The 13,581-nt window shown below is 64.5% G+C and carries 10 protein-coding genes; 4 read left to right on the forward strand and 6 right to left on the reverse strand.

Going from position 1 to position 13,581, the window contains the following annotated elements:
• Position 1: 1 nt before the first annotated feature.
• The 3 genes from ACFRJ9_RS07485 to murQ are packed head-to-tail and all read right to left on the reverse strand — an operon-like array spanning position 2 to position 5,215.
• Positions 2 to 1,324, reverse strand: a complete 1,323-nt coding sequence (locus tag ACFRJ9_RS07485; protein WP_377666023.1) for an MFS transporter — start codon at positions 1,322 to 1,324, stop codon at positions 2 to 4.
• Positions 1,317 to 4,274, reverse strand: coding sequence for an FAD-binding and (Fe-S)-binding domain-containing protein (locus ACFRJ9_RS07490; protein ID WP_377666025.1), 2,958 nt, complete (start codon positions 4,272 to 4,274; stop codon positions 1,317 to 1,319). Before ACFRJ9_RS07490 ends, ACFRJ9_RS07485 begins: the two co-directional genes overlap by 8 nt.
• A 5-nt stretch (positions 4,275 to 4,279) precedes the next feature.
• Complete coding sequence (gene murQ / locus ACFRJ9_RS07495) at positions 4,280 to 5,215, reverse strand: N-acetylmuramic acid 6-phosphate etherase (RefSeq protein ID WP_377666027.1); 936 nt, start codon at positions 5,213 to 5,215, stop codon at positions 4,280 to 4,282.
• Positions 5,216 to 5,405: 190 nt separating this feature from the next.
• On the opposite strand from murQ, the gene ACFRJ9_RS07500 reads away from it, so the two are divergent.
• Positions 5,406 to 6,305 carry a MurR/RpiR family transcriptional regulator gene (locus tag ACFRJ9_RS07500; RefSeq protein ID WP_377666029.1) on the forward strand — a complete coding sequence of 300 codons (900 nt, stop codon included), beginning with the start codon at positions 5,406 to 5,408 and terminating at the stop codon, positions 6,303 to 6,305.
• On the opposite strand, the gene ACFRJ9_RS07505 is transcribed toward ACFRJ9_RS07500, so the two are convergent.
• From ACFRJ9_RS07505 to ptsP, 3 genes are read right to left on the reverse strand one after another with little or no spacing between them, the layout of a single operon-like run.
• Positions 6,302 to 7,012: a hypothetical protein gene (locus ACFRJ9_RS07505; RefSeq protein ID WP_377666031.1), complete on the reverse strand. Its 711-nt coding sequence runs from the start codon at positions 7,010 to 7,012 to the stop codon at positions 6,302 to 6,304. The genes ACFRJ9_RS07500 and ACFRJ9_RS07505 overlap by 4 nt on opposite strands.
• Before the next feature lie 37 nt (positions 7,013 to 7,049).
• The gene (locus tag ACFRJ9_RS07510) at positions 7,050 to 7,328 is read right to left on the reverse strand and encodes an HPr family phosphocarrier protein (protein ID WP_377666033.1); all 279 of its coding nucleotides are present in this window, start codon (positions 7,326 to 7,328) and stop codon (positions 7,050 to 7,052) included.
• Positions 7,329 to 7,360: 32 nt separating this feature from the next.
• Positions 7,361 to 9,061 carry a phosphoenolpyruvate--protein phosphotransferase gene (ptsP, locus tag ACFRJ9_RS07515; protein WP_377666035.1) on the reverse strand — a complete coding sequence of 567 codons (1,701 nt, stop codon included), beginning with the start codon at positions 9,059 to 9,061 and terminating at the stop codon, positions 7,361 to 7,363.
• A gap of 131 nt (positions 9,062 to 9,192) precedes the next feature.
• Here ptsP and ACFRJ9_RS07520 point away from each other — a divergent pair, with 131 nt between their 5' ends.
• From ACFRJ9_RS07520 to ACFRJ9_RS07530, 3 genes are all read left to right on the forward strand, one after another.
• A complete protein-coding gene (locus ACFRJ9_RS07520) occupies positions 9,193 to 9,915 on the forward strand; it encodes a TetR/AcrR family transcriptional regulator (RefSeq protein ID WP_018780189.1) in 723 nt (240 codons plus the stop codon).
• Between the two features lie 66 nt (positions 9,916 to 9,981).
• Entirely contained in the window at positions 9,982 to 12,006 is a 2,025-nt protein-coding gene (locus ACFRJ9_RS07525; protein WP_377666038.1) for a PTS mannitol transporter subunit IICBA, read from the forward strand.
• Positions 12,006 to 13,154 carry a mannitol-1-phosphate 5-dehydrogenase gene (locus ACFRJ9_RS07530; protein WP_377666040.1) on the forward strand — a complete coding sequence of 383 codons (1,149 nt, stop codon included), beginning with the start codon at positions 12,006 to 12,008 and terminating at the stop codon, positions 13,152 to 13,154. The genes ACFRJ9_RS07525 and ACFRJ9_RS07530 overlap by 1 nt, the downstream gene beginning before the upstream one ends.
• Positions 13,155 to 13,581: the final 427 nt, after the last annotated feature.

The raw sequence follows: 13,581 nt of genomic DNA on the forward strand, positions 1-13,581 counted from the left end.
CTTAGTCGCGCAGCGCCTTCTTGTGGGCGGAGCCGCGCAGGGTGGCCAGGGCGAAGGCGCTGATGACACACGTGGCCATGACGTAGTAGGCCGGGATGTCCTTGTTGCCGGTGGAAACGATGAGCGCGGTGATGATGAGCCCGGCGGACCCGGAGAACACTGCGTTGGACAACGAATACGCCAGTCCCAGGCCGGTATAGCGAACCGTGGTGGGGAACATCTCGGACAACATTGCCGGTCCGGGGCCGGCCAGCATGCCCACGATCGCCCCGGCGAGGAAGACGCCCGCTCCCATGATCCACGGCGAACTGGCAGGGTCCTGCAGGACTTTGAGCAGCGGCAGTGCGAGAACCGTGATCAGGATGGCGCCGGCGAGCATCACAGGCCGCCGTCCCCAGCGGTCACTGAGCATGCCGCTGGGAATGATGGAGGCCGCGAAGCCTGCGTTGGCAAGGACCGTGGCGATCAACGCGGCCTGGAAAGTCGCATTGAGGCTGGTCTGCAAGTAGGACGGAAGGACCACCAAGAAGGTATAGCCTGCTGCCGACCAGCCCATGAGGCGGCCGATGCCCAGAAGGATTGCCTTTGCGGTTTCAGCCTTGCTGGGGTGGACAACCACGACGTCGGAGCCCGGGTTGCGTCCGGCCGCTGCGGCACGCTGGAAGTTGGGGGTCTCTTCAAGTTTCAGGCGCAGGTACAGCGCCACGAGGCCCAGGGGGAGGGCCAGCAGGAAGGGTAGCCGCCAACCCCACTCCGAGAGGGCCTGGGGACTCATGGCGGAGGACAGGATCGCGGCCACACCGGCTCCGACCAGCAGGCCAAGCGCCACAGTGAACGACTGCCATGCTCCATAGACGCCGCGCTTGCCTGTGGGAGCGAACTCGGTCATGAGGGACACTGCCCCGCCGAACTCACCACCGGCCGAGAGTCCTTGGAGGATGCGGACCAAGGTCAGGAGGATGGGTGCCATGATGCCCAAGGTGGCGTAGTTGGGGAGGATGCCGATGAGGGTGGTGGCTCCGGTCATGAGCAACAGCACGATGATCAGCGTGGGGCGGCGGCCGATCCTGTCGCCGATCCGGCCGAAGATCCACGCGCCCACAGGACGGAAGAAGAACGCAATGGCGAAGGACGCGTAGGTCTTGATGAGCGCCTCAAAGTCCGAAGCGCCGGCCGTAGTGAAGAAGTTCGCGGAAATGATGGTGGCGAACGAGCCATAGATGCCGAATTCGTACCATTCGATGAAGTTGCCCACCGAACCGGCCACCAGGGCGCGCCGGGCCTGCTTGGCGGGTGGTTGCTGGACGAGCGTGGAATTACTCATGAGGGTCCTCTGGGGATGTATGGGGATGGTTGGAGGTTTCAATCAGGTTGTGGATGGATTCCCGGGGCCGCGTTGCCTCGTCCAGGAGTTCCAGGATGTGCCGGTACTGGTGGCCGGTGGCTTGGGTCATTCCCAGCTCACAGGTCCGGTTGGTTGACGCGTAGGCGGTGTGGACGCGCTGGTTTACTTCAGCCGCCTGGACGGCCGTTGCGGATGCGGTGAGTTCGGGGTGCAACAATCCGCGGTCTCCCGCGTAGGCGCAGCAACCCCAGCTTGGGGGGACGAAGACGTCATCCGCCACGGAAGCGGCAACGCTTGCCACGGACTCGTTGATCCCCAGCCGGTTGGACGAGCACGTCGGGTGCAGCGCAAGGGACTCCAGCCGCCGCGGTACTCCGAGTCGGGGAATGAGATGTTCGCGGGTGAACTCCACAGCGTCGACGAAACGCAGTTGTGAGTACTCGGCCGGTGTTTCGTCTGAGGCAGCCGTGTCACGCAAGGTCTCAAGTCCCTCCGTGCAGGACGAGGCATCGCAAACGATCGGCAGGCGTCCCTGGTGGCTGGCCTCCCACAGTGCGGGAAGGACGGTATCCCGCATCGAATCGTAGCCCTCGGTGAATCCCTTGGATTTCCACGGTGTTCCGCAGCAGAAGTCATTGATCCCTTCCGGGATGGCCAGTACGACGCCGGCCCGTCCTGCGAGGTTCATGAAGGCTTTGGTGACGCCTGCCCCGGTGCCGCGGCCGCCGTCGTCGGACAATCCGGAGCCGGGCGTTCCGGACCCGGACGTTCCGGAGCCGGCCGGACCGAACATGGCCCCGATGCACGCGGGAAAGTAGACAGCGTCCGCTGCGACCCTGCCTTGATCGTCGGGCTCCGGAAGGCTGGAGCGCTTATGGCCGCCGCCGGGCAGGACACCGCTGTAGAGGGGGATGTTCTCCGGACCCAACACGAGTCGTCCGGCGCGGGTGGCTGCCTTGACCACCGACTCGGGAAGGATCTTCGCAGCGCTGAGGCCCAGTGAGCCGGCCACTGTGGCAGCGCCCCAATGCTTTGCGGCAACTGCCCAGCCCTTTCCGGCCAGCTTGCTGCTGCTCTCCGCTCGAAGTCGCCGCACCAGGTCTCCGGTGTTGATGAGCACCGGGCACGCACTCTGGCACATGCCGTCAGCGGCGCAGGTCTGGACGCCCGCGTACTCGTAGTCCTTGCCGAGCCGTTCAGCGAGTCCGTGGTCACCGCGTGCTTCCGCCGCAGCGATCTCCCGGCGGATCACAATGCGCTGCCGCGGTGTCATGGTCAGATCCTTGCTGGGACACACGGGTTCGCAGTAGCCGCATTCGACGCAGCGATCCACCTCCTCCTCCACCGCCGGCGCCGTTTTCAGATGATCCAGGTAGGACCGGTGCTCATCGGACAGGACCACGCCCGGATTCAACAGGCCCGCCGGGTCCGCGAGCCGCTTGACCGACGCCATGACCTCGTACAACTCCCTGCCGTACTGACGCTCCACGAACGGCGCCATGATCCGGCCCGTCCCATGCTCGGCCTTCAGTGTGCCCTGCCGGCGAAGGACCAGGCCCACCATGTCCTCCGTAAACGCCTCGTAGCGGGACAGCTGCGCCGGATCGTCGAAACGCTCCGTAAGCATGAAGTGGATGTTCCCGTCCTTGGCATGGCCAAAGATCACACTGTCCGGGTAGCCGTGGACATCGAAGAGCGCCAACAGCTCCTCACAGGTACCAGCCAAGGCGGGCACGGGGACTGCGATGTCCTCCAGGAGGGCATTGGTTCCCGCCGGGCGGCTGCCCGCCACCGCTGTGTACAGGCCCTTGCGGATGTGCCAGAGGGCAGCGCGTTCGCCGGGATTACTGGACAAAGTAAAGGGCGTTGCCAGCTCCAGGGAATCGAAAAGGGCCTGGCTTTGGGAGCGCTTATGGTCCAGCTCCGCCGTGGTGGCAGCTTGGTGCTCCACCAGCAGCGCCGCGTGGCCATCCACATTCAGTGCGGCCAAGGACGCAGGCGTGCCCGCCTGGTGCTGGGCCACCCGCAGGGATGCGGCGTCCAGCAATTCCACCGTGGACAGGCCCGAGGCCACCAAATCCGGCAAAGCCGAGGCCGCAGCGTTAAGCGAAGGGAACATCATCAGGCCCGTAGCGGCGTGACGCAGCGACGGGATGGTCCGGAACGTGGCCTGGGCGATGAATCCCAAGGTCCCCTCCGAACCGATCATGAGGTGCTCCAGGATCTTCACCGGCTCCTCGTAGTCCAGGAAGGCGTTGAGGCCGTAGCCCATGGTGTTCTTCATGGAGAACTGATGCTCAATGGTGCGTACTGATTCAGGGTTGTCCAGAACACGGCGGCGGAGACGCAGGAGACCCTCATGCAGTTCCGGTTCCTTGGCACGCAAATGCTGGTCGGCCGTAAGATCCGCGGTGTCGATGACCGTGCCTGACGGCAGGATGAACACCAAGGATTCCAGGGTCCGGTAAGTATTGAATTCCGTGCCGCAGGACATGCCGGAGGAATTGTTCGCCACCACACCGCCGATGGTGCAGGCACTCTCGCTCGCCGGATCAGGACCCAGCTTGCGGCCATGGGCGGCCAGCCTCGCATTGACGCTGCGCACCGTGGCTCCCGGTCCGACGCGGACCCGGGCACCGTCGTCGAGCACGTCCACGGAACGGAAATGCTTGCGAACGTCCACCAATAGGCCGTCGGTGATTCCCTGCCCGCTCAACGACGTCCCGCCCGAGCGGAACACCAGGGGCATCCCGGAAGCCGATGCCGCTGCCATGATCCGCCCGACTTCGGCCGGATCCAGCGGCGCTGCGATGGCCTGCGGCTCCAACAGGTAATGCGAAGCGTCATGGGCCAACGCCAGCCGGTCCAGCTCACGTGTTGAGTAGCCGCTGAAATCGCTGAAAGCCGGGTGTGCTGTGGTCTTTGACATGGCACTCAACGCGCTCGTTGACCCAAGGCATCGGTGGCGCCGCGGACGCTGCCGGACGCGCCATCCAACGCCTCGCGGGCCTGCGCAGACGTGGCACCGGAGAGCATGGCCGTCAGTGCCACCTTCAACTCACCGTTTGCGGACTCAAGGGCTTCGCGGCACCGCTCCTCGGAGTCGCCGGTGGCTTCCATGAGGATCCGCACCGTCCGGGAACGGAGCTTTTCATTGCTTGCCACCATGGACACCATCAAGTTGGACCAGGTCCGGCCGAGCTTGATCATGAGCGCCGTGGAGAACCCATTGAGCATCAGTTTCTGCGCAGTTCCCGCCTTGAGCCGCGTGGAGCCGGCAAGGGCTTCCGGGCCGGTGTCGGCAGACAGCACAAAATCGGCAAGAGGGCCCAGTTGGGGCTCCGAAGCACACGCTACTAGTGCCGTGACGGCGCCGCGCTCGCGGGCGGCGGTCAACGCGCCCGCTACGTAGGGGGTTCGTCCGGACGCAGCGATGCCCACCACGATGTCCCCGCTCCGGACGTCCGACGCCGCCTCGGCGCCCGCTTCCCGGGAATCTTCCACGTTCTCCACGGCGCGGACCAGCGCATCGGCTCCGCCGGCGTGATGGGCGATGACCACGTTGTCCGGGAGATTGAACGTGGGCTTCAGTTCTGCCGCATCAAGGACACCCAAACGGCCGGACGTTCCGGCTCCGAAGTAGTGGACGCGGCCGCCGTTCCGCACGGATTCGGCCGCTGCATCCACCAGCCCGGCCATGGTCGGCAGGATCCTGCGGACTGCTTCGGGCGCCACCCTGTCTTCATCGTTGAGCGCGGTGAGGATGTCCAAGGTGGTGCGCTGGTCCAGGTCCACGGTCCGTTCGTTGCGCGCCTCGGTGCTGATCTCCAGCCACGCCGAGTTCCCCTTGCGGCCCAGTTCCGTGCCCATCGTTGTCCTAACTGTCGTGTGGTTTCTGACTACGACGGTAGGACGCCAATCACACGTATGTCAATGATTTACACAACATTCGCTAATTGGGTAAGATTTATACAAGAGGTGGAGAGGTCGCCAGCGGGTACGGTGTTCCAAGACGGTTCGCAGCGGGCGGGCGGCAAGAGGAGGTCGTGTGGAAGGGCTCATGAACGAGGAATCGTCCCGGACGGTCCTTGTCCGGATCAGGGCCATACTTCCGGCGTTGCGTCCCTCCGAGCGGGCAATCGGCGAGGTGGTCCTCGCGGAACCGTCAAAGGTTGCCACGATGTCCATCGGAGACCTTGCTGAACAGGGCGGGACATCCACCACCTCGGTGGTGCGGTTCTACAAGAAGGTGGGCTACGCCGGGTACTCCGAATTCCGCCTGGACTTGGCCCGTGAAGCAACGCGCGAAAGTGTGGTCAACAACGTACCCGCGGATGTCTACGAGGACATCGACAAGTCGGACTCCTTGCAGGACGTGGTGTCCAAGATCGCGTTCAACGAGAGCATGTCCATCGCGGACACCGCCCAGCTCCTGGACGTCGACAAGCTGGAAGAAGCAGTCTCGGCTATTTCCGGAGCGCGCCGGACAGAGGTTTTCGGCGTCGGCGCTGGGGCCCTGGTGGGCCAGGACCTGCAGCAGAAGCTCCACAGGATCGGCAAAGTGGCCTTCAACTGGTCCGAAGCCCACGCCGCCTGGACGTCCGCTTCCCTGCTTGATTCGGAGTGCGTGGTGGTGGCCATCTCGCACTCCGGCACCACCATGGATACAGTCGAGTTCCTGCGGATCGCCAAGGCCACCGGGGCCCGCGCCATAGTGATCACCAATCACGCGGATTCGCCGTTGGGGCGGGACGCGGACATCCTGCTCAGCACGGCAGCACGCGAAACCCCGTTCCGCCCCGGCGCGTTGGGGAGCAGGATCGCGCAGATGATGGTCATTGACTGCCTGTTCGTGGGCGTGGCGCAGCGGTCCTATGACGAATCCATCGATGCACTGCGCAAAACGCACTCCGCCATCCAGTCCCGACGCTTGCCGCAAGGGCCGCGGAAGCAGGGCTAGGACTCCAAGGACCCGCGAATCTCCGCAGCGCTGGCGAGTTCTTCCGCCAAGGCCCGGCGCTGTTCGGGGTCCAGATCCAGGGCATTTATGTCATTGAGGGCGGATGCTGCTTGCCCGTGGTTGCCGGTGCGAACATGAAGCTCGGCGAGGTACACCAAGAGGGGCAGCTTCTCGGCGTCAGGGGCGTCCGGGTGACGTTGAAGGCCTGCCTCGATCACCGAAACGGCCTGCGCGTCATCGCCGCGCGCGTCCCCTTGCCGCGCCGCGTTGAGCAGCACGCGTCCCAGCCGGCTGGTGTTCGTCCCGGGGGCCTCGTCCTCCGTGTCGCCCAACGCAGTGATTCTCAACCAGTTGCCACCTGGATCCACCACGGTGAACCCGGCGGTGGTTCCTTGCTTGCGGCGGGGCCGGGTGATGCGCGGAATACCGGAGATGGGCAGCTTTCCGTAAAAGGAACGCAACCCGGCCGCGAACTCCTCGAACAGCACGCCGGTATCCGGAACCAGCAGGATCGCACTGCCCATGGAGTTCTCCGGTTCGAAGGCCGCCAAGCCAAAGAAGTGGAGGTCGATCCCTCCCCGGACCAAGCACAGATACGGGTTGGGACGCTCCTGCCGGAAGGTTACCTGGAAGCCCAGGGCCTCGTAGAAGGGCGCTATATCGTCCACGTTCCGGCAGGGCAGGATCGGGATGGCACGCTCACTCATAGCCAGAACCTACCCTCAGCCGGGCAAAGTGAAAATGCTAATCCGCGTCCAGGTCCGTCTCCAGCAGCTTCACCAGTGCGTCCAGCGCAGCATCCGCGCCGTCGCCCTCGGCCCGCAGCACAACGACGTCGCCCTTCGCGGCGCCGAGCGTCATGAGCGAAAGGATGCTGGCGGCGTCGAGCGCGTCATCGGCAGGTTCGCCCTGCATGGAAATGGTGACTTCAACGGGCTGCTCTCCCGCTGCCTCCGCGAAAAGCGCGGCGGGACGGGCATGCAGGCCGGAGCGGCTGGCAATGGTGGCTGTGCGTTCGGGCATGGTTTCTCCTGGCAGTTGGACGGAAAGAAGGGCTAGAGGCCGAGCTCTTGGAGCACGGGGAGCTTGGCGCGGACCCAGTCGCGGGCTTCAGTGGCGCTGGGTGCCGAGAGGGCAAGCCGAGCCAGTTCCTGTGCTTGCTCCAGCGTTACGGTCTTCAGGACAGTCCCGACGGCGGCCAAAGAGCGTGCGGTCATGGACAGTGTTGTGACACCCAGGCCGGTAAGGACGACGGCGAGGGCAGGGTCTGCGGCTGCCTCGCCACAGACGCCCACGGGCTTGTTGTTGCCTTCACGGCCGGCCCCTTCCTGCGCCGAGCCTTCCACGGTGAGCTGTACCAGCCGGAGCACGGCGGGCTGCCAGGGGGTGTTGAGCTCGGCGAGGGGGCCGAGCTGGCGGTCGGCTGCCATGGCGTACTGGGTGAGGTCGTTGGTGCCCAGCGAGGCGAAGCCGACTTCGCGCAGCACGGTAGCCGCGGTCAGGGCAGCCGAAGGCACTTCCACCATCACGCCCGGCGTCTGGATTCCAGCCGCAGCGCAGAGCGAGGCGAAGCGGCCGGCTTCCGCGGCCGTGGAGATCATGGGTGCCATGACCCAGACGTCGGCCTCGGATTCGGAGTCTGCCCGGGCAATGGCCTCGAGCTGGCGTTCCAAGACGCCGGGAGTGGTGAAGTCCGTGCGGTAGCCGCGGACACCCAGTGCCGGGTTTGGCTCGGTGGCGTCCGTGAGGAAAGGGAGGGGCTTGTCGGCGCCTGCGTCCAAGGTGCGGAGGACTACCTTCTTGCCGGGGAAGGCATCAAACACGGCCTTGTACGCGGCGGCCTGTTCGTCCACGGAGGGTTCGGTGTCCCGTTCCAGGAAGCAGAATTCCGTGCGGAACAGGCCAACACCCTGGGCTCCGAGGCCTGCCGCGGCCACGGCATCCTTGGCTCCGCCGACGTTGGCGAGGAGCGGGACAAGGTGGCCGTCCGCCGTCGTGCCGTTTCCGTCGAAGGCGGCAAGTGTCGCGGAAGTTTCCGCCCATGCGGTGGCGAAGCCGCGCTGCTCATCGGTGGGCGAAACGGCCACGAAACCGGCCGCGCCGTCGACATAGACTTCGGAACCATCGGCCACGGCGTCAACGCCGTGCGCAGCAACAACTGCGGGCAAGCCAAGCGAACGGGCGATGATGGCAGTGTGCGACTGCGGTCCGCCGCCGGAGGTGACCAGCGCGAGCACGACGGCGGGATCCAGCGTTGCGGTGTCCGCCGGGGCCAGGTCCTCGGCCACCAGGATGAAAGGCGTCGAGGAGGAGGGGATGCCCGGGGCGGGGACGCCCCTGAGTTCGGCCACGATCCGGGCGCGCACGTCCAGGACGTCGGTGGCGCGTTCGGCCATGTAGCCGCCAAGGTTGTGCAGCATTTCGGAGACAGAGGCGCCGGCTTCCCAAATGGCCCGCTCCGCTGAGGATCCGGCGTTGATGAGCTTGGCCGCCGATTTCAGGAGCATGGTGTCCTTGGCCATGAGTGCGGTGGCCTCCAGGACAGCTTTGCCGTCGCCGGAGGCGGTGTCCGCGCGTGCCTTGAGTTCGTCGTGGACGGCCTGCGCTGACGCTTTCAAACCGGCGACGGCGTCTTCCGGGGTGGTATCCGCGGCCAACCGCTCGCCCGACGGCGGTTCACTCACCGGCTTGGGCATCTGGCGGACGGAACCAATGATGCGGCCAGGGCTGACCCCTACTCCTTGGAAATTCTGCACTGAATCCTCTGTTTCCTGCTTGTTGGTTCAGACCCGCCGGCGTCGGCACCTTGAGCCTGTGAACTGTAGCCTACAAAATTCTGCTGTGAGCCACTTCATATAGCAACGCTATAGGTGTTAGGGTAGCGGTTATGAGTTTCGATGACCAGCTTCCGCCCAAAATTCGGTTGCTCCGCGCAGCTGCCGAGTTGCTGGCGAATTCGGAGGGGTCAGCGGTCTCAACGCGCCAGATCACCAAGCTTGCCGGGGTCACGGCGCCTACGCTCTACCACCACTTTGGAGACAAAGAAGGACTGTTCGACGCCGTCGTGTCAGCCGGCTTTGAAGAGTACGTGGCGGGGGAGCGGGATTTTGCACCGTCCGGGGAGCCCTTGGAAGATGTCCGGCGGATGTGGGATAACCACGTCCAGTTCGGGCTGACCCAACCCCATCTTTATCTGGTGATGTTCGGCAATATCAGGCCCGAAAGCCGCCCGGCAATCGTGGCTGACGCTGAAGCACTTCTGGAAGAAATGCTGAACAAAGCCGCCATCGCCGGTCAGATCAACGTGCCGCCCCGCGAAGCGGCACGAAGCATCCTGGCGGCCAATGTGGGCGTCACGCTCATGCTGATCGCAGAACCGGTGGAAGAACGGAACCTCGAGCTCTCAACGATGACCCGGGATTCCATGATTTTTGCCGTCTCCACGGAAACCGCCCGTGGCGCCGCAGCGGATGACTCCGGTAAGTCCTCCGTAGTTGTTGCGGCAATCGCCCTGAATGCGGCACTGCAGGCCTCGCATTCAGACCAACTTTCCAGCTCTGAACTGAAGCTCTTCCTTGAGTGGCTTCACCGCATTTCCAGCAGCTCCTAAGGCTGTTCTCTCTCGATCTATATCGACTGACCCCGCGCCGCCGCGGGACACACGTTAGGAATTCACATGGCAACAGAGACAGTTGCGAAGCCCCGCACCAGCGTGCGCGTTGGCGTCCAAAAGTTCGGAACCTTCCTGTCCGGCATGATCATGCCCAACATCGGCGCTTTCATCGCCTGGGGCCTCATCACCGCCCTGTTCATCGAAAAGGGCTGGATTCCCGTACCGGCTATTGGCGGCTTCGGCACCAACGCCGAAGGAGTTCCCAACGTGGGCCTAGTGGGCCCAATGGTCAACTACCTGCTTCCCCTCCTGATTGCCTACACCGGCGGCAGGATGGTCTATGACGTCCGTGGTGGTGTGGTTGGCGCCATCGCAACCATGGGCGTGATCGTGGGCACCGGCATCCCGATGTTCATTGGTGCCATGATCATGGGCCCGCTGGGCGGCTGGACCATGAAGAAGATCGACTCCATCTGGGACGGCAGGATCCGGCCGGGCTTCGAGATGCTGGTCAATAACTTCTCCGCGGGGATTTGGGGCGGGATATTGACCCTGCTGGGCTTCTACGCCCTCACCCCGGTGGTCAAGGCATTCACCGCGGGAGCAGGCTCGGCGGTCCAGTTCCTCGTTGACAACGGACTGCTGCCGCTGACCAGCATTTTCATCGAACCTGCCAAGGTTCTCTTCCTCAATAACGCCATCAACCACGGAGTGCTGACGCCCCTGGGCATCCAGCAATCGCTGGAGCAGGGCAAGTCCATGCTGTTCCTGCTGGAGGCCAACCCCGGCCCCGGTATGGGTATCCTGCTGGCTTACATGTTCTTCGGCCGCGGTGCAGCCAGGGCTTCGGCTCCCGGCGCGGCAATCATCCACTTCCTTGGCGGCATCCACGAGATCTACTTCCCGTACGTCCTGATGAAGCCCATCCTGATCCTTGCTGCCATCGGTGGTGGCATGACGGGCGTCGCTACGTTGGTAGTCACCAACTCCGGCCTGGTTGCTCCGGCCGCCCCGGGTTCCATCATCGCCGTGCTGGCACAGACGGCGCGTGACAGTTACGTCGGCGTGATCCTCTCCGTCATCCTGGCCACCACCGTTTCCTTCCTTATTGCCTCGGTCATCCTGCGCGCTTCCAAGAACACAGGCGAAGATGATCTCTCGGCAGCAACGTCCCGGATGGAAGCCATGAAGGGCAAGAAGAGCTCCGTCTCCTCCGCATTGGTAGGAGAACGCGGCGAGGGAACCGTCCTCACCCGCCCGGTGCAGAACATCGTGTTCGCTTGCGACGCCGGCATGGGCTCCAGTGCCATGGGCGCCTCGGTACTGCGCAACAAGATCAAGGCCGCCGGTTTCCCGGACATCAAGGTCACCAACTCGGCCATCGCCAACCTCAACGACATCTACGACGTCGTGGTCACCCATGAGGACCTCACCGAGCGTGCGCAGCCCCGGACGTCGAGTGCCATGCACTTCTCGGTGGACAACTTCATGAACAGTCCGCGGTACGACGAAATCGTCGAGTTGGTGCGCAGCAGCAACACTGAAGGCACGACGACGGAACCCGCCGCCGCTGTCCAGCCCGCCGCCGCTGCCACAGCCGGAGCGGCCGCCGCCCACGGTGCCCATGCCGCTGAGCCGGGTGCCGCCGTCGAAGGCAAGGGTGTCCTGCTCCGCGAAAGCGTGGTCCTGAACGGCACGGCAACGGATCGCGACAGCGCGATCGACGAAGCGGGAAAGCTGCTGCTGGACCGTGGCGCCGTGGATGTCAGCTACGTCCACGCCATGCACGAACGCGAGGAATCCGTGTCCACCTACATGGGCAGCTTCCTGGCGATCCCGCACGGCACCAACGATGCCAAGGAACACATTCTGCACTCGGCAGTGTCCATCATCCGCTACCCCGAGGGCATCGACTGGGGCGGCAAGCAAGTGAAGTTCGTGGTCGGCGTGGCCGGCATCAACAACGAACACCTCCACATCCTTTCCTCCATCGCCAAGATCTTCACCAACAAGGCCCAGGTGGCCCAGTTGGAGGAGGCCGGCACGGTTGAGGAAGTCCTGGAGCTGTTTGGAAAGGTCAATGCATAGTGAAGGCAGTCCATTTTGGGGCAGGGAACATCGGGCGCGGCTTCGTGGGGCTGCTGCTGCACGAGGCCGGCTATGAGGTGGTGTTCGCGGACGTTGCGGATGCGCTGATCAGCCAGCTCGCCGGCGCTTCTTCCTACGAGGTCCATGAGGTCGGCGAGAACCCCGCGGTGAAAACCGTCACCGGGTTCCGCGCCCTGAACTCAGGGACGCAGGAGGCCGCCATCGTGGAGGAAATCGCGACGGCGGATGTGGTCACTACTGCTGTGGGGCCGCACATCCTGAAGTTCGTGGCACCAGTGATTGCCCGGGGGCTTGCTGCCCGGACGCCGTCGTTGCCGCCCCTGCAGGTGATGGCGTGCGAGAACGCCATCAACGCCACGGACCTCCTGCACGCAGAGGTCCGGGCGGCCTGGGACGACTCGGCGGGCGACCTCGACGCCGTGGCTGTTTTCTCCAACACGGCCGTGGACCGGATTGTCCCCAACCAGGCGCCGGGCCAAGGACTGGACGTCACGGTGGAGACGTTCTACGAGTGGGTCATTGACCGCACGCCATTCGGTGAGAATGTGCCCACCATCCCCGGAGCTACCTTCGTGGACGAACTCGGGCCGTACATCGAGCGCAAACTGTTCACGGTGAACACCGGGCACGCTTCGGCCGCGTACTTCGGCTACGCGGCGGGTCTCGAGAAGATCTCCGACGCAATGGCCGATCCCGCCGTGGCCGCGAAGGTCCGGGCCGTACTGCAGGAGACCAAGGAACTGCTCGTGGCCAAGCACGGGTTTGTGGAGGCGGAGCAGGAGGCGTACGTGCAGAAGATCCTGTCCCGCTTCAGCAACCCGTACCTTCCGGACACTGTGAACCGCGTGGGCCGTGCGCCCCTGCGGAAGCTCGGCCGGCACGAGCGCTTCGTCGGTCCTGCCGCTGAGCTCGCCGAGCGTGGCGTCACCCCGGTGGCGTTGCTTGAGGCTATGTCCGCAGCCCTTCGTTTCGACGACGGTGCCGACGACGAAGCCGTGGAGCTGGCGAACATGCTGTCCGAGCTCGGCGCGGCTGCCGCCGTCGAACGCATCACGGAACTGACGCCGACGCACCCGCTGTTCCCGGCGCTGCAGAAGCTCGTGGAGGACCGGCAAGCCGAGTCGTAGACCCTCTCTCACCTCCCGTCGGTTTTTGGGCGATCCTCTCTCACCTCCCGTCGGTTTTTTGGGCGACCCTCTCTCACTTCGGGCGATAACTGAATCGAACAAACCGCGACGTCGGCACCTGGCTTGGGTGCCGGCGTCGCGCATTTCGGCTGGTTGTGTCGGGACCTGAGAGAGGGTGCGGCTGCTGCGGCGTTTGGCCGACGAGCTCGGGAAGACCATCGTCCTGGTGGTCCACGACATCAATTTCGCGTCCTGCTACTCGGACACCATCCTGGCCGTGATGAAGGGCGGCAGGCTCATTCATCAAGGCCACACCCCGGGACATCATGCGCACCGGAATGCTGCACGACGTCTATGACATCGACATCCGCACCGAGGAAATCGACAGCAACCGCATCGGCGTCTACTTCGCCTGACAGGCCCGCTT

It is taken from the genome of Paenarthrobacter sp. NPDC056912, from assembly GCF_042786555.1.
Classification (GTDB): Bacteria; Actinomycetota; Actinomycetes; order Actinomycetales; family Micrococcaceae; genus Arthrobacter.